Annotated in this window: 15 protein-coding genes and 1 tRNA gene; 3 read left to right on the top strand and 13 right to left on the bottom strand. The window is 63.8% G+C overall.

What is annotated here, in order from left to right; all coding sequences use genetic code 11:
- Positions 1 to 683: 683 nt before the first annotated feature.
- Positions 684 to 1,610 carry a 3-hydroxyacyl-CoA dehydrogenase family protein gene (locus tag IB257_RS25655; RefSeq protein WP_119451633.1) on the bottom strand — a complete coding sequence of 309 codons (927 nt, stop codon included), beginning with the start codon at positions 1,608 to 1,610 and terminating at the stop codon, positions 684 to 686.
- Between the two features lie 36 nt (positions 1,611 to 1,646).
- Positions 1,647 to 2,585 (bottom strand): SMP-30/gluconolactonase/LRE family protein, encoded by a 939-nt coding sequence (locus IB257_RS25650; RefSeq protein ID WP_054458237.1) that lies wholly within the window; start codon positions 2,583 to 2,585, stop codon positions 1,647 to 1,649.
- Between the two features lie 242 nt (positions 2,586 to 2,827).
- On the opposite strand from IB257_RS25650, the gene IB257_RS25645 reads away from it, so the two are divergent.
- Positions 2,828 to 3,694, top strand: coding sequence for a spermidine synthase (locus tag IB257_RS25645; protein WP_192493020.1), 867 nt, complete (start codon positions 2,828 to 2,830; stop codon positions 3,692 to 3,694).
- A gap of 15 nt (positions 3,695 to 3,709) precedes the next feature.
- On the opposite strand, the gene IB257_RS25640 is transcribed toward IB257_RS25645, so the two are convergent.
- The 3 genes from IB257_RS25640 to IB257_RS25630 all read right to left on the bottom strand — a co-directional run bounded on the left by IB257_RS25640 (position 3,710) and on the right by IB257_RS25630 (position 7,102).
- A complete protein-coding gene (locus IB257_RS25640; RefSeq protein ID WP_192493019.1) occupies positions 3,710 to 4,462 on the bottom strand; it encodes an SDR family oxidoreductase in 753 nt (250 codons plus the stop codon).
- A gap of 90 nt (positions 4,463 to 4,552) precedes the next feature.
- On the bottom strand, positions 4,553 to 5,878 hold the full coding sequence (locus tag IB257_RS25635) for an MFS transporter (RefSeq protein ID WP_192493018.1): 1,326 nt from the start codon (positions 5,876 to 5,878) through the stop codon (positions 4,553 to 4,555).
- Between the two features lie 24 nt (positions 5,879 to 5,902).
- Positions 5,903 to 7,102 carry an amidohydrolase gene (locus IB257_RS25630; protein ID WP_192493017.1) on the bottom strand — a complete coding sequence of 400 codons (1,200 nt, stop codon included), beginning with the start codon at positions 7,100 to 7,102 and terminating at the stop codon, positions 5,903 to 5,905.
- A gap of 126 nt (positions 7,103 to 7,228) precedes the next feature.
- Between IB257_RS25630 and IB257_RS25625 the strand changes: the two genes are divergently transcribed.
- Entirely contained in the window at positions 7,229 to 8,137 is a 909-nt protein-coding gene (locus tag IB257_RS25625) for a LysR family transcriptional regulator (protein ID WP_054458242.1), read from the top strand.
- A gap of 23 nt (positions 8,138 to 8,160) precedes the next feature.
- Here the strand turns inward: IB257_RS25625 and IB257_RS25620 are convergent, their stop codons facing one another.
- The 4 genes from IB257_RS25620 to IB257_RS25605 form a co-directional block, all read right to left on the bottom strand.
- Entirely contained in the window at positions 8,161 to 9,348 is a 1,188-nt protein-coding gene (locus IB257_RS25620) for a rhomboid family intramembrane serine protease (protein ID WP_192493016.1), read from the bottom strand.
- Positions 9,349 to 9,528: 180 nt separating this feature from the next.
- On the bottom strand, positions 9,529 to 9,975 hold the full coding sequence (locus IB257_RS25615) for a hypothetical protein (protein ID WP_192493015.1): 447 nt from the start codon (positions 9,973 to 9,975) through the stop codon (positions 9,529 to 9,531).
- 100 nt (positions 9,976 to 10,075) lie between these two features.
- A complete protein-coding gene (locus tag IB257_RS25610) occupies positions 10,076 to 10,264 on the bottom strand; it encodes a hypothetical protein (protein WP_054458306.1) in 189 nt (62 codons plus the stop codon).
- Positions 10,265 to 10,301: 37 nt separating this feature from the next.
- Entirely contained in the window at positions 10,302 to 10,739 is a 438-nt protein-coding gene (locus IB257_RS25605; protein ID WP_119451627.1) for a hypothetical protein, read from the bottom strand.
- 87 nt (positions 10,740 to 10,826) lie between these two features.
- Between IB257_RS25605 and IB257_RS25600 the strand changes: the two genes are divergently transcribed.
- Complete coding sequence (locus IB257_RS25600) at positions 10,827 to 11,264, top strand: acetyltransferase (RefSeq protein ID WP_054458246.1); 438 nt, start codon at positions 10,827 to 10,829, stop codon at positions 11,262 to 11,264.
- 185 nt (positions 11,265 to 11,449) lie between these two features.
- On the opposite strand, the gene IB257_RS25595 is transcribed toward IB257_RS25600, so the two are convergent.
- From IB257_RS25595 to pheT, 4 genes are all read right to left on the bottom strand, one after another.
- Positions 11,450 to 11,526, bottom strand: a tRNA-Pro gene (locus tag IB257_RS25595).
- 220 nt (positions 11,527 to 11,746) lie between these two features.
- Complete coding sequence (locus IB257_RS25590) at positions 11,747 to 12,178, bottom strand: MerR family transcriptional regulator (protein ID WP_054458247.1); 432 nt, start codon at positions 12,176 to 12,178, stop codon at positions 11,747 to 11,749.
- A gap of 57 nt (positions 12,179 to 12,235) precedes the next feature.
- Positions 12,236 to 12,577 carry an integration host factor subunit alpha gene (locus IB257_RS25585; protein WP_054458248.1) on the bottom strand — a complete coding sequence of 114 codons (342 nt, stop codon included), beginning with the start codon at positions 12,575 to 12,577 and terminating at the stop codon, positions 12,236 to 12,238.
- Between the two features lie 3 nt (positions 12,578 to 12,580).
- On the bottom strand, positions 12,581 to 14,998 hold the full coding sequence (gene pheT / locus IB257_RS25580; protein WP_192493014.1) for a phenylalanine--tRNA ligase subunit beta: 2,418 nt from the start codon (positions 14,996 to 14,998) through the stop codon (positions 12,581 to 12,583).
- Positions 14,999 to 15,001: the final 3 nt, after the last annotated feature.

The following is a 15,001-nucleotide window of genomic DNA, read 5'->3' as shown; positions in this document are numbered from 1 at the left end:
AACTCCCGCCTGCGAAAAGAGAAAAAAATTTATGTTCTGTCAAAAAAATCCGTGAGAGTCCTAGGACGTATGGATGAGGAAAATCCGGGCTGCACTTCGGTTTGGTGAAGTAGAGTTCTTGAGTCGCCGGCGTCCGGACTGCGGGATTCCGATGCTCGCCCCGGTGGGGCTGCGCTTCGGATCCCTCCGTCCGGACACCGGCTCACGGTGTCTACCCAGGAACGTGGTCTGAAGCCACCGCATCAGGCGACTGCCAGCCGAGGACCCCGGAGCCATCCGAAGCGCAGCCCCGCCGGGGCGAGCATCGGAATGGCGCAGGGCAGCCTCGGCGGCTAAAGAACCCCGACATCCGCGAGCTCGAAGCCCTGCCGCTTCGGCTTTGTGAGGCTGGGTTCTTTTGTGCGGCAGGGTTCTTAAGCCGCCGGCGTCCGGACTGCGGGATTCCGATGCTCGCCCCGGTGGGGCTGCGCTTCGGATCCCTCCGTCCGGCCACCGCCTCACGGCATCTGCCCATGAACGGCGGCTGAAACCAACGCATTAGGCGACTGGCAGCCGAGGACCCCGGAGCCATCCGAAGCGCAGCCCCGCCGGGGCGAGCATCGGAATGGCGCAGGGCAGCCTCGGCGGCTAAAGAACCCTGACATCCGCAAGTTCGAAGCCCTGCCGCTCCGCGACAGTCGGCGTCAGGCCAGCGCCTCTTCATCCTTCAGGATCTGCATGGCCTTGCCCAAGGCGACCTGGTAGCGCCGCTGCTCCTGGGCGACGCGGTCCGGCGTCCATTGATAGAAGCCCTTCAGGGAAGGCGACTTGACGCCTATGTTGCCCTGCTCGACCAGCTCGCGCATGAGCGCGCTGGGCCTGTCGTCCGTACGCAGGTGCGGATACATCGTCGCGGCCGCCGCGCAATGGATGTCGATGCCGGCCAGATCCTTCTGCAGCAGCGGGCCGGCCGCGATGTAGCGGAATCCGAACCCGTAGCGCACGGCAGTGTCCACGTCCTCGGCGGACGCGAAGCCTTCCTCGACCAGCGCGATCGCCTCGCGCATCAGCGCATGCTGGATGCGGTTGGCAAGAAACCCCGGCACGTCGCGCTTGACCTGCACCGGCTTCTTGCCGGTATCGCGCATGATGCGGCTGACTTCCTGCGCCATGGCTTCATCGGTAGCCTCTCCGCGTATCACTTCCACGGCGGGCACCAGATGGGCCGGCATGAAGTAATGCAGACCCACCATGCGTGCGCGGGTCTGCAAGCCCTCGCCGATGGCGCTGATGGGAAAGCTCGACGAATTGCTGGTCAAGGGAATCGAAGCGGGCGCCAGCTGTTCCAGGCGAGCGAATACGGCACGCTTGGTTTCCAGCAGTTCGGGCACGCACTCGACCACGATGCGGGTATCGCTCCAGTCGATTTCTTCCATGGTTGCGCTGGTGACGATGCGCCCGGCGTCCGCCTGCCCGCCGATCATTTCGCTGGAGGCGTTCACGCGCCGCGTGGCCGCCGCGCGCGCCGCCGCGTCGGGCTCCACCAGCCATACACGCCAGCCGGCCGCATGAAAACCGGCGGCGACGTCGGCCCCCATGGTGCCCGCGCCCAGCACAATTGCCTGATCCATCTGTTCCGTCCTTTTGGTAGTTGGGGTATGTGGTAGTCAGAGCGCCTGCGCGGCCGGCGCCGGCAGGTACATCGGCTTGCCCGCTACATCGAGTTCGACGCGCAGGATGCTGGCCGAACTGGACTCGGTGATGTAAAGCGTGCGGCCCGCGGCTCCCCCGAAGGCCAGGTTGGTGGTGTGCAGCCCCTCGGGAGACTGGATGCGCAAAGCCGGCTGGCCCAACGGATCCATGCACCAGATGGCGCCCAGACCCACGTGGGCAATGCACAGTCCGCCCTTCGCATCCAGCGCCAGGCCATCCGGGCCCCCGCCGCCCGACATCTGGATGAACGTGCCCACCTTGCCGACCTGGCCGTTGCGCAGCAGCGGCACCTTCCAGATCGCGTTGGCCCGCGTCGCCGCCACATACAGCGCGTGCTCGTCCAGATCCATCACCAGGCCGTTGGGGCTGGGTATGCAATCAAGCAGGCAGTCCAGCTTGCCGTCCGGCCGCAGGCGGAACAGGCGGCCAGTCGGATCCTGCCAGCCGGTCATGCCCTGGTCGGTGAAATAGAGATCCCCCGCCTGCGAGAAGAACAGGTCGTTCACGCCCTTGAAGCGCTCGATGTTGTAGCGCTCGAGCACCGGGCGCACCTCGCGGCGCTCGAGGTCGAACTGCATGATGCCGTGCTTGTAGTCGGCGATGAAGATGCGGCCGTCGCGATGGAACTTCAGGCCGTTGGGCCAGCCGTCGTACTGTACGAGCGGCTCGAATTCGCCACGCGCATCGACCCGCAGGATGCGGCCGTTGATGACGTCCACGCAATACAGCAGGCCGTCTGGCCCGAAGGACGGCCCTTCCAGCAACGAGCGCGGCGGATTGCCCTGCGGCTGGCCAGCGACCCACTCGTTCAGGTCCTGGCCCTGCCACTTCAGCTCGTCGGGCAGCCGGGCGTATACGCTGGCTTGAATCCTGGGGACGGGATCGTAGAACATGCAGGTCTCCTCTGATTTACCGGACGGGAATCTATGCGCCCCGTTTCGAGCGAAATTCTAAGGAGAGCCGAGCATTTAAGGAAATGAAATATATCGAACGAGTCTTTCAATAAAACCGATCGTTGATTCCTGCCGTCGCGACGCCGCCGGCGTCTTGCCGCCAGGGGATTCACGCCAGCGTCCGCGCGGTGGACCCGGCCCACGATACGATGACGCGTCCCCTACCTGTTGCTTGCCGCCAAATGCTCCGTGTTGCCCTCCGCGCCATTCTCGTCCTCGTCATCGCCGGCGCCGCCTTGGTGCTGCTGCGAGGTACGGGCGGCCCCAAGCTGATCCACAGCGAAGATTCGCAGTTCGGCAAACTGCTCGTGTTCGAGGAAAACGGCGAGCGCTGCATGAACTTCAACTCCATGCACGACGTCGGCCGCCAGACCTGCATGAGCCTCGAGCATCCCGGGCAGCTGGTGTTTTCCTACACGCGCATGATGATGACCGCGCTCTACATCAATCCCAAGCCGCGCAACATCCTGATCGTCGGATTGGGCGGCGCCACACTGCAAAAGACCCTGGCCGCGCTCCTGCCCGATACCGTCATCGATACCGTGGAAATCGATCCCGCCGTGGGCAAGGTCGCGGCGGGCTACTTCGGTTACCAGGAAGGCCCCGCACAACGCCTCTTTCTGGAAGATGGCCGCGCCTACATCGAACGCGCCCATCGCGACGGCCTGCAATACGACATGGTGATGCTGGACGCGTTCGACGTCGACTACATCCCCGAACATCTGATGACGCTGGAATTCCTGCAACACGTGCGCGGCATCCTCGCGCCGGGCGGCGTGGCGGTGGCGAACACCTTCACCGAGAGCCAGCTCTATGCACGCGAATCGGCGACCTATGCCGCGGTGTTCGGAGAATTCTTCAATCTGCAAACGGGCAATCGCGTCATCATGGCGGTCAACGGTGAACTGCCCGGCCGCGATCAGCTTGCCCGCAATGCCAAGGCGCTGGATGCCGTTCTCGGGCTGTTGGGCGTCAATGCCGAGGAAGCCCTGGAGATGTACTCGCGCCGACAGGCGATTGCCGACGACGCACCCGTCTTGCGCGATTGAGCCTGGACGGCGCGCTCACTTCACGGCGGAGTTGCCGCCATCCGCATAGAGCGCGGACCCGGTCACGAAGCTTGCCATCGGGCTGGCCAGGAACAGCGCCGCCGAGGCGATTTCATCGGCGCGCGCAATCCGCTTCATGGCATGCAGGCCGGCCGCCCAGTCCTTCTGCTCCTGGCTCCCGGCCATCTCGGTGTCCACTCCCCCAGGCAAGAGCGCATTGGCGCGGATACCTTGCGCGGCATAGTCCGCAGTAATGCCCTTGACCAAGCCCATCAGCGCGGCTTTGGACGTGCCGTAGGCCGTCATGCCAGGCAGGCCCACGCTCGTCCCCACAAAACTGGACACGAAGACCAGCGCGCCGCCGCCCCGCTCCAGCATGGCCGGAATCTGATGGCGCGCGCCCAGGAACGCCGCCGTGAGATTGACGCTCAGCGTATGCTCCCATTCTTCCAGGGCAACTTCCGCAAGCGGCTTGAAGGGCCCGATGGTGCCGGCATTGTTTATCGCGATGTCCAGGCCGCCGAACTCGCGCTGGGCGTACTGCACCGCCAGTCTGTGCGTGTCCGGCAAGGCGACATCTCCCGCAGCAACGCAGGCCCGCCCGCCGGCGCTCCTGATCTCATCGGCCACCTGCTCCAGCAGATCACGGCGTCTGGCCGTCAGCACCAGCACCGCGCCCTCGGCGGCCAGGCGCGACGCCACGGCGCGCCCGATACCCGAGGACGCGCCCGTGACCAAAGCCACTTTTCCAGCAAGAGATAAAGACATGGGCGTCTGCTCCAGACATGAATGATGCCTGCATCCTACAAACGCGAGCGGGCCCTGTCCTCCCGCTTCTTGCTGTCTACGCGCGGCATCTCACGCCACTGATCCGCGCTGCGCCATCCGTGCCGGCAACTCCTGGGCCACCTGCCTGGCATGATCGGCCGGCCGTATCAACAGGCAGCCCAGCACACCAAGCGCGCCGCCTGCAAGGCTGTAAAAAACGGGCGCCAGTGATATCCCGGTGGCCTGGATCAGCCAGGTGACGATGAACTGGGCGAAACCGCCAAAAATCATGACGGCGATGTTGTAGCAAACAGCCAAGCCGGCCGAGCGCACGTTCGTTGGAAACTGTTCGCCTAGCGCCGTCGCGAACGGTCCAAGAAAGCCGCCCAGCAGTATGCTCAGCACGGTGAACGCCACGACCAGATTCGGCAAGGTCGGCGTCGACTGCACCCACGAGAACAGCGGATACATCAATATCGCGTACGGCAGCAGGAACGACAGCATCACCGGCTTTCTTCCATGGCGATCCGAAATCGCGCCGGAAATTGGAATGATGACGATCAGCGCCAGCAGCCCGATAGCCTGCGCGGTGAAGGCGTCGTGCAGCGCGAAACCGAACTGGCGGGTCACGAAAGTCGGCAGATAAATGATGAATGTATAGACGGAAGCCGTGGCGCACGTGGTCAGGCACAGCGTGGCTGCGATGGACCGCGGATAACGGCCCAACATCGCTGCCAGGCTGACCGTCTCCCCCTTGCGCAGCGACGCCGCGGACTCTTCGGGTTCGTCCAGATAGCGCCGGATCCACCATCCCAGCGGCGCGATCAGCAGTCCCACGACAAACGGGATGCGCCACATCCCGTCGAGCAGCTGTTGCTCGGTGAAGACCGATGTCAGCAGAAACCCCGTGGCGGCGCCCCCCAGATTGGCGAGATTCTGGCCGAACATCTGCCACGCGCCGTAGAGTCCCTTCTTGTTCCTGGGCGCGGCCTCCACGAGATAGGCGGTGGACGATGCGAACTCGCCGCCAGTCGCGATCCCCTGCATCAGGCGGGCCAGCACGATCAGGATGGGCGCGGCGACGCCTATGGTCGCATACGGAGGCGTAAAGACCATGATGAGCAAGGACACCGTCATCAACGCAATAATCAGTTGCAGCGCTGCCTTCCTGCCCTTGCGGTCCGCATACATGCCGATGGCGATGCCGCCTATCGGGCGCGTGACGAAACCGACGCCGAACGTCGCCAGCGTCAGCAGCAGCGCGGTATGTTCGCCCGCTTCCGGAAAGAACACCTTGGCGATGATGAATGCCATCGCCGCGAACACGCCGAAGTCATACCATTCGAGCGCATTGCCAAATATCGCCGCCGTCAATTGCAGCCATCGCGGGGCGCTTTTCTTTTTTTCCTTATTCATGTCTCGTCTCCTCCCAATTGCTACCTAGTTGTTGTTGTCCAGCGGCAGCGCTCTTTCGGCTATCCGGGAAAGCACCGCGCTTCCGATGGGAATGGCGGCATCGTTGAAATCGAAGTGCGAGGTGTGCAACCCGTGTACATGATCCGGATCGCCCGTGCCCAGATGCAGATACGCACCGGGCCGCTCGCGCAGCAGGTAGGCGAAATCCTCCCCGCCCAGGCTGGGCACCGGATGCCGGACCACATGCTGTTCGCCCACCACGTCCTGCGCCGCCAGCCTGGCCAGGCGGGTCTGCGGTTCCGTATTGACCGTTGCCGGCACGTTCGGCTCATAGTCCAGCGTCGCCGATCCGCCCAGCCCTTTCGAAACGCTTTCCACGGTTTCCCGCAGGCGGGCCTGCAAGACCTGCTGAACTTCCGGCCGCAACGATCTGGCGGTGCCCGTAAGCACCACCTCGTCCGGTATGACGTTGAAGCCCGCCAGATTGCCTCCCGCCACGGCGCATAGGCTGAGCACGCCGGCGTCCTGCGGGTCCAGGTTGCGGCTCACGATGGAGTGCGCCGCAACGATGACATGGCCGGCGATCAGGACCGGATCTACCGTCCGTTGAGGCGCAATCCCCCCATGGCCACCCTTGCCGCGGATCCGGATCGTAATGCGGTCGGACGCCGCCATGACGGGCCCGACCGGAATGGATACCGTCCCCAGGGGCAACGCCGGCCAGTTGTGGAGCGCATATATCTCTTCAATGGGAAACCGCTCGAACAGGCCATCCTTGACCATTTCCAACCCGCCGTTGTGCCCTTCTTCGCCGGGCTGAAAAATCAGATAGACCACGCCGTTGAAATTCCGGGTGCGCTGCAGATAGGCGGCGGCGGCCAACAGCATGGCGACGTGGCCGTCGTGGCCGCAGGCATGCATCTTTCCGTCCTCGGCTGACGCGTACCCCAGCCCCGTGCATTCGCGGATGGGGAGCGCGTCCATGTCCGCTCTCAGGCCTATCGCCCGTCCGCTGCTCGTTTCCCGGCCTGGAATGAATCCAACTACGCCGGTGCGTCCAATGTTGGTGTGGAATCCGATGGAGAGCCGGCGCAGCTCCTCGCAAACCAGCGCCGCGGTCCGGTGCTCCTCAAAACCCAGTTCTGGGTGCGCGTGCAGGTCGTGCCGTATCTGCCTGTACCTGGCGGCGTCCGCGGACAAATGATCAAGGATTTTCTGTGGCATGGGCTTGGGTCTTCGTTATTGAAGTTTTTGTCTACACAGGTTCACTACCGCCCGAATGGTAGAGACACCCCACCCATGCCGTAAAATGCTATTTAACGATGTCCGTCATACTAATAAGGTATAGCCATGGATCTGCGGCAATTGCGCTACTTCGTTGCCGTCGCCGAATGCGGCAGCATCAGCCTCGCGGCTCAGTCGGTGCATATCGCCCAGCCGGCATTGACCCGGCAGATCCAGGCATTGGAAGAAGAGCTGGGCACCGCCGTTTTTGAACGAACCACCCGAGGCGTCCATCTGACCGAAGCGGGCAAGCAGTTGCTCCTGGACGCCAACCGCCTGCTGGGCGACGCGACCGCGGCCATGGAGCGCGCGCAGCGCGCGGGACGCGGTGAGATCGGTCACCTGACCATCGCCCTGCCGGTCATGCTGACGTTGCGTTCCCTGCTCGCCGATGCGCTGCGGCGATTCCGCCGGGAAGCCCCGGGGGTCTCGTTGACACTCAGTCATCTGCTTTCGGATGCGCAGATCGAACTACTGCCCACAGGCAGGCTGGACGCGGGATTCACGCTGTTCAGGCCGCTCGACGATCCCGCGTTCAAAGGCATCCCCATCTACTCCGAGAAGATGCTGGTCGCCTATCCCGCGGACTGGCACTGGGACAATGACGGCCCGGCGTCCTTGCGCGAACTGGCCGGCCGGGACTTCATCTGGCTGCCGCGCAATGCAGCGCCTGTCTGGCATGACAGGCTGATCCATTGCTTTTTCAAGGCCGGGTTCGTGCCCCGCTCATCGATACAGGGCGTGGATGTCGGATCGATGCTCACCCTGGTCGCCGCGGGCTTGGGCTGCACCGTTCTGCCCGACTCGGCCACACGGGCCGCGCCGCCCACCGTTGCCTTCAAGGAGCTGCCCGATCTGGACGTGGTCCAGCATTGGGAGCTGGTCTGGCGGGCCGACAACCAGTCGGCGCCGCTCGAGCGGTTTATCGACATCGTCACGACCCACGTCGCGGACCCCAGCCGCCGTCTGGTGTGAAGCGCGGCACGCCGCAGCCCGCGCTACCTCTCGCAGCTCCAGTATGGGCAACCCGAGCGCCCGATGATTGCCCAGGCCAGCTCGCCCGGGCGGCGGAGCATGCGCTTCATGGCGTTTGCCTGCGCCCGCAATGGCGCTGAATCCGTCCGGTACATGCCCCGCTCGTCGAGCAGGAAGTTCATCTTCAAACGCGCCTGGCGCGCCTTTTCCAGATCGAGTTCGGCGCCGTCTGCTTGAAAGATCGCGCCATAGATCTGCGCTTGAACTCCGCAGTACTGGTCCGCCGCGGTCAATGCCTCTTGCAGGGCGGCATCCGGGTAGAGTTTGCGCAACCCTGCGATCTGCGCATGGCAGCTTTGGTACTGCAGCGGCATGAACCTTGCCAACAGCGCCTGATCCCTGTCTCCGGGTTTCGCGCAACCTCGCAGATCCGGCGCTCGCGATCCATCGCGCACAGCGGCGGACAACGCGCCGGCAATGCACTCATCCAGCGACGACGCTTTCCACAGCGCCCGATCCGAGCCCAGCAATCCCATTTTTCCCAGCGTGCGGCCAAACTGCGCGGCGGCAAGCTGTTCCTGCATGCCGCGGTCATGATTGCCGAGCGTCACCGCGGCCAGCGCCACGGCGCTGAGCGTGCCCGTCGCGGCCAGGACCACCGCCGCCGTTACGGGCCGCAAGCGCTCGGCATACAGCGCGATGCCCGCGAGCAGCGCTCCCGACAGCAAGCCGCCCAGGTGCGCCGCATTGTCGACGTCGAACGCGAAGCCCGCGCCAAAGGTCAGCACCAGGCTGAACAGCAGATTGCCGGGCGGGATGTGGGGCCGGCCCATACGCCGGTCATGCAAGCCGTAAACGATCGCGGCCCCGAAAATGCCCAGGATTGCGCCAGACGCCCCGCAGCTCAGGAAAAACTCGTCGCGATGCCATAACGCGGTGACCAGGCTGCCACATAGGCCCGACAGCAGATACACGCCCAGGAACACCCCGGAACGCATGCGCGCCTCCAGGATGATCCCCAGCGACCACAGCGCCAGCATGTTGATTGCCAGGTGCAGGAAGCCGATGTGCAGGAACATGCTGGTGAACAGGCGCCAGTATTCCCCGGACAAGGTCAAGGCCGGTACGTTGCCGCCCCAATCGATCAGGAACGAGGTTTGGCTCAGGCTCTCGAACGCGCGCGAGTCTAAAAATCCCGCCACGCCGTACACCGCGACATTGCAGGCAATCAGCAGAAGCGTGATCTTGCTGGCGAATATTCTTTTGAGCAGGGACGTGCGTTGGAATGGAGGCATCAAGTAGGCATATCGAAGAGTGGGCTTTATCTTAACCAAGCCATGCGTGACGTCGCACGAGCTCGCGGTGCGCGATGTACCGCTGGGGTGCGTTACTCAACCGCCAACCTTGATCGCCGGCTTCTCGTTGCTGCACCCTTCGTATTGATATCGGCCCGGCTTGCCGAGCTTTGCCGTAAAGGTGCATGGCTCACCGGAATACGCGTGCGTGGCCTGCACTTTCAGCACATTACCGGCGACAACCACGCTCTGCTTGCCCTGCCCGCAACTCCAGAAAGTGGTCGAGAGTTCCGCGAAGGTCTGTTCCGCGACGAGCTTGGCGGGACGGCCAGCGGCCGTGGAAGCGACCCATTGAATCCGTATGCGGCAGCTGACGTGCTCGAACCCGACCTCTTCCACGACGATCCGGTACGCGCCCGTGGCCGCGCCGTCGGTCCAGCGGCCGCCCTCCACCACACTCGAGATCGACGTGTCCGCTTGCGTTTCAGCGACAGCGCTGGCCGTCTGTAGCGCCAGCAAAAGGAGCACCGCAAGACTTCTCATGACTTTCATCCGCATACCGCCTGGAGTTATCACTGACCGTCAATCGCACCGCAATACGCTGCCGCGCACTTATACCATTCAGGCGCGTAACCGATCGCGGTCATACGGTCAGCGCAATCACCAGCGCGAGAACGGCGATCGTCATCAAGGCCCCTGCGATACCGGCAGACGGCCGATAGTCCGGCCCCGCGCCCTGCTCCTTGAACTGGAACGGCCGCGTCCAGAAGACGAACAGGCTGCCAGTGAATGCAGCTAGCGCCAACACGCTCCACAAGACCACGTACAGCACCGGCACTTCCTCCCACTCCACGTTTCCAATCTGGCGTTTAACGAGGTTCCGCCTGCCGCGCGGCTGCCTTGCGGGCGTTTCGCACAGCGACATGGCTGCAGTAACGCGTGAAGTCCTTCTTCGCCAATGCCAGATAGAACCCGGTCAGGACCATCGCAGCGCTGGCGACGTAAGCATGCAACCACAGATGGGCGGAATACTTGAGCATGCCCGTCAGCAGGTAGAGATTCATCGCACCGATGCCGAGCAGCAGGACCATCAAGATCCAGCGCGCCCATTCGCTGCCCCGATACAGCCAATACAGCAGCAGCGCCGGGATCACCAGCCGTTGCGCCGGCCCGAATTGGCCTCGCAATGCATCTAGGATATCTGGGCTGCAGGTCACAATGATGCCCAGCAGGCTGATAAACCAAAAGCGGCGGCCGTCAGGCATGCGACGACGCGCCTTGTTCTTCACGGCATTCTGTTGCGCCATTTCTTTTCCTAGTCGAAGAGCGTCCCAGTGTACCCATTCGGGTTCGTCAATTTGACGCCGCAGAAAGAAATCAAATACGCTGCGAGGATGATTACGATAAGAACCTCCCGCCCCGACGAAGGCGCGCGCGCAGTCGAAATCTGGCGCAGCGCGGTAGACGCCACGCACGACTTTCTTTCACCCGAGGATCGCCAGGCCATCGACGAGATGGTGTGCGGTTTTCTCCCGCAAGTGCCGCTCTGGCTTGCGGTCGACGCCCGCGACTACCCCCAGGCATTCATGCTCATCGACAACGGCCACATGCAAGCGCTGTTCGTCGATCCCGCCTGCCGCGGAACCGGCATAGGCGCCGCGCTGGTGCGGCACGGCCTATCCCTCCATCCCAACATGACGACGGACGTCAATGAACAGAACGGCCAGGCGGTGGGCTTCTATGAAAGGATGGGCTTCAAGCGCACGGGCCGTTCGCCGCTTGATGATCAAGGCAGGGCCTACCCGTTGATCCATCTGGAGTATCGGAGCTGATCGGAAAAAACAAAGCCACCTGCGGGTGGCTTTTTCCATGGCTGACACTTTGCCAGGGTGCCGCTTTACGCCGGCAGTTTTTTATCAGCCATTGGCATAACGCGCTTGCACCGCGCTCGCTGAAATCAGGCCAACAAAAATGAAAAGGCCGTCAGTGATTTCTCACTGACGGCCTTTGGAACTACTGGTCGGGACGGCGGGATTCGAACTCGCGACCCCTTGCACCCCATGCAAGTGCGCTACCAGGCTGCGCTACGCCCCGAAAGAAAAAGAGTATAGCAGAACAAAAAATTGTTTGCACGCATTCGTGCAAAAAAAGTGCTGAATACTCAAAAAAATTTTCGCGCTGCGTTCATCGATTGCATCAACCGCATGCGCATCGATGATTGCTGCGCGAGGTACTGCTCAATGCAACGCGCGGCTTGCGCCGCGCGTTGCTGGTACTGCGTTCAAACCATATGGGGAAGACGATGCGCCGACGATCAGGCCGCAGGGCTGACGTTGCTGGCGCTTGCGCCTGCTGCGTTTGCCGCCGTGCCCAAGGCTTCGGCCAGCATCGTCGAGACGTTGCCAAGTTCATTGCGCAAGGCTTGCATCTCGGCGCCCGACAGGCGCACTGCCGCGTCCTGATCATGCGGCACGTCGCGCGCATCGCCCAGGCGATTGCGCGCGCCGCTGATCGTGAAGCCTTGCTCATACAGCAGCGAGCGGATGCGGCGGATCAGCAGCACTTCGTGATGCTGGTAGTAGCGGCGGTTGCCGCGCCGCTTCACCGGCTTGAGCTGCGTGAATTCCTGTTCCCAATACCGCAAGACATGGGGCTTGACGCCACACAGGTCGCTGACTTCACCGATGGTGAAGTAACGCTTGGCGGGAATGGGCGGTAAGGTAACGGTGGATTCGGTACGTGTCATAAGGGGATTTTATGCCGCGATGCGTCAGGTGCCGATAACAATTGCCGACAAAGCGTATCACTCCTCGGCGTCGGGTGCTGCGGGCGCGGCCTGTTCCACCACGCTCTTGAGCTTCTGGCTTGCGTGGAAAGTGACCACGCGGCGCGCGGCGATGGGGATGGTCTCGCCGGTCTTGGGATTGCGGCCAGGACGCGGCGGCTTGTCGCGCACCTGGAAGTTGCCGAAGCCGGAGAGCTTGACGGAATCACCGCGCGCCAAGGCGTCGCGGATTTCCTCGAAGAAGGTATCGACGATGTCCTTGGCTTCGCGCTTGTTCAGGCCGACCCGCTCGAAGAGCAGTTCGGCCAGTTCAGCCTTGGTCAGAGTGCGCGGCTCGGCAGCAAGCATACTGTTCCCCATGGTTCAAGCGCGTTGGCGAGCGCCGTGCGCAGCCACCAAGGCTTCCTTGATGCGTGCCAGGCAATCCGCCACGCGGGCCTCGTCCAGCGTGACCTCAGTGTCCTGTAGCCAGAAACGGAAAGCAAGGCTTTTCTCGGTGACGGGCTCGCTGCCGTGGGCCTTCTCGCGCCACACGTCGAACAGGCGCGCGTCCTGCACCACCGACAGTTGCGGATCCGCCTTCACGACCGCGGCGACGGTGTCGAGCATGGATTGCGCCGACACGTGGGCATCGACCCACAGCGCCAGGTCGCGCACCACGATGGGCTGGCGCGAGAGTTCGCGCACTTGCGGCAGTTCGCCTTCGGACAAGGCTGCGGCGTCCAGTTCGAACACGACGGGCGCATGCGCCAGGTCGGCCTGCTGAGCCCAGCGCGGATGCAGTTCGCCGATCCAGCCGACATGCTTGCCGTCCAGCTCGATGCGGGCGTTGCGGCCCGGATGCAGGGCGGGATGCGAGGCGGCTTCGAAGCGCAGGCGGCTGCCTCGCGCGCCGAACAGCGCCTCGACATCCATCTTCACATCATAGAAATCCACCTGGCGGGTCGCCACGCCCCACTGCTCTTCCACGGCCGGTCCCCAGGCCGCGCCGGCCAGCTTCATGGGCTGGCGCACGCCGGCCACTTCCAGCGGACCGTCCTGAACGGACGCATCGCGCATGAACACGCGGCCCAGTTCGAACAGACGCACGCGCGTCTGCTTGCGGTTGGCGTTATGGCGGATGTTGGCGACCAGGCTGCCGATCAGGCTGGAGCGCATGACCGACAGATGGCTGGCGATCGGATTGACCAGGCGCACCGGCGTTTCGTTGCCGGCATAGTCGCGTTCCCAGTCGGCTTCAACGAAGCTGTAGTTCACGACTTCCTGGTAGTCCTGCGCGGCAGCCAGGCGACGCAGCGCATGGGCGCCACGACGGATTTCCGGCTGCGAGAACATCTTGGCGCGCGCCATCGGCGGCTCCACGGGGATGTTCTCGAAACCGTAGATACGGGCCACTTCCTCGATCAGGTCTTCTTCAAGTTCCAGATCGAAGCGGTAGGAAGGCGGCGTGACGATGAAGTCGTCGCCCTCGATCTTGAAGTCCAGCCCCAGGCTGCCGAAGATCTTGGCGACTTCGGCTTGCGTGACGGGCACGCCCAGCACGCGGTGGCAACGCGCCAGGCGCATGCGCACGGGCTCGCGCTTGGGCAAGTTGATGATCTGGTCATCCAGCGGACCGGCTTCGCCGCCGCAGATGTCAATGATCAGGCGCGTGATGAATTCGATGTGCTCGGGGATGGTGGCGTAGTCCACGCCGCGCTCGCCGCGGTGGCTGGCTTCCGAGCTGAACTTGTAGCGGCGCGCGCGGCCGGCGAGCGACTGCGGCCACCAGAACGCGGCTTCCAGATAGATGTTGCGAGTGTCGAGCGTGACCGAGGTGGCTTCGCCGCCCATGATGCCGGCCAGGCTCTCCACCTGATCGCCAGCGACCACCACGCCCACCGTCGAATCCAGCGTGACGGTCTGGCCGTTCAGCAGTTCGAGCGTTTCGCCTTCGCGGGCCCAGCGCACGCTGAGGTCGCCGCGGATCTTGTCCAGGTCGAACACGTGCGACGGACGGCCCAGTTCGAGCATGACGTAGTTGGAGATGTCCACCAGCGCCGATACCGAGCGTTGGCCGGCGCGCTCCAGGCGCGTCTTCATCCATTCGGGAGTCGCTGCGCGGGCGTTGACGCCGCGGATCACGCGGCCGCCAAAACGGCCGCACAGATCAGGCGCCTCGACCTTGACCGGCAGGCGCTCGTCCAGCGTGACCGGCACAGCGACAGCGGTGGGTACCGACAGCGGCGCACCGGTCAGGGCGGCCACTTCGCGCGCCACGCCCAGGATGGACAGGCAGTCGGCGCGGTTGGGCGTCATCTTCAGCGTGAAGAGCGTGTCGTCCAGATTCAGCGCCTCGCGGATCGACTGGCCCGGCGTCATGTCGGCGGGCAGTTCCAAAAGGCCTGCATGGTCTTGCGACAGTCCCAGTTCGCGGGCCGAGCACAACATGCCCGAGGACTGCACGCCGCGCATCTTGGCCACGCCGATCTTCATGCCGCCAGGCAGCTCGGCGCCGACGCGCGCGAGCGGCACCTTCAGGCCGGCAGCGGCGTTGGGCGCGCCGCACACGATCTGCAGCAGTTCGCCGGCGCCGTCGTCCACTTTGCAGACGCGCAGCTTGTCGGCGTCGGGATGGGGCGCGATTTCGACGATGTGGCCCACGACCACGCCGCTGAAGGCGGGCGCGGCGGGCACGGTGTCTTCGACTTCCAGGCCGGCCATGGTGAGCCGGTGCGCAAGTTCTTCGGTGGCGATGGCGGGGTTGACCAGCGTACGCAGCCAGGATTCGGGAAATTGCATGAT

Origin of the sequence: Achromobacter sp. ACM03 (assembly GCF_014851665.1) — a bacterium.
GTDB lineage: Bacteria > Pseudomonadota > Gammaproteobacteria > Burkholderiales > Burkholderiaceae_B > Achromobacter > Achromobacter aegrifaciens.
This window is presented reverse-complemented; position numbering and strand designations above follow the sequence as displayed.

Excerpts from the sequence above, each read along its gene's own strand:
- IB257_RS25645 (WP_192493020.1), top strand. The coding sequence starts at position 2,828 with ATGCTCCGTGTTGCCCTCCGCGCCATTCTCGTCCTCGTCATCGCCGGC.
- IB257_RS25655 (WP_119451633.1), bottom strand. The coding sequence starts at position 1,610 with ATGGATCAGGCAATTGTGCTGGGCGCGGGCACCATGGGGGCCGACGTC.
- pheT (WP_192493014.1), bottom strand. The coding sequence starts at position 14,998 with ATGCAATTTCCCGAATCCTGGCTGCGTACGCTGGTCAACCCCGCCATC.
- IB257_RS25640 (WP_192493019.1), bottom strand. The coding sequence starts at position 4,462 with ATGTCTTTATCTCTTGCTGGAAAAGTGGCTTTGGTCACGGGCGCGTCC.
- IB257_RS25650 (WP_054458237.1), bottom strand. The coding sequence starts at position 2,585 with ATGTTCTACGATCCCGTCCCCAGGATTCAAGCCAGCGTATACGCCCGG.
- IB257_RS25585 (WP_054458248.1), bottom strand. The coding sequence starts at position 12,577 with ATGGGGAACAGTATGCTTGCTGCCGAGCCGCGCACTCTGACCAAGGCT.
- IB257_RS25600 (WP_054458246.1), top strand. The coding sequence starts at position 10,827 with ATGATTACGATAAGAACCTCCCGCCCCGACGAAGGCGCGCGCGCAGTC.
- IB257_RS25590 (WP_054458247.1), bottom strand. The coding sequence starts at position 12,178 with ATGACACGTACCGAATCCACCGTTACCTTACCGCCCATTCCCGCCAAG.
- IB257_RS25635 (WP_192493018.1), bottom strand. The coding sequence starts at position 5,878 with ATGAATAAGGAAAAAAAGAAAAGCGCCCCGCGATGGCTGCAATTGACG.
- IB257_RS25605 (WP_119451627.1), bottom strand. The coding sequence starts at position 10,739 with ATGGCGCAACAGAATGCCGTGAAGAACAAGGCGCGTCGTCGCATGCCT.
- IB257_RS25615 (WP_192493015.1), bottom strand. The coding sequence starts at position 9,975 with ATGAGAAGTCTTGCGGTGCTCCTTTTGCTGGCGCTACAGACGGCCAGC.
- IB257_RS25625 (WP_054458242.1), top strand. The coding sequence starts at position 7,229 with ATGGATCTGCGGCAATTGCGCTACTTCGTTGCCGTCGCCGAATGCGGC.
- IB257_RS25630 (WP_192493017.1), bottom strand. The coding sequence starts at position 7,102 with ATGCCACAGAAAATCCTTGATCATTTGTCCGCGGACGCCGCCAGGTAC.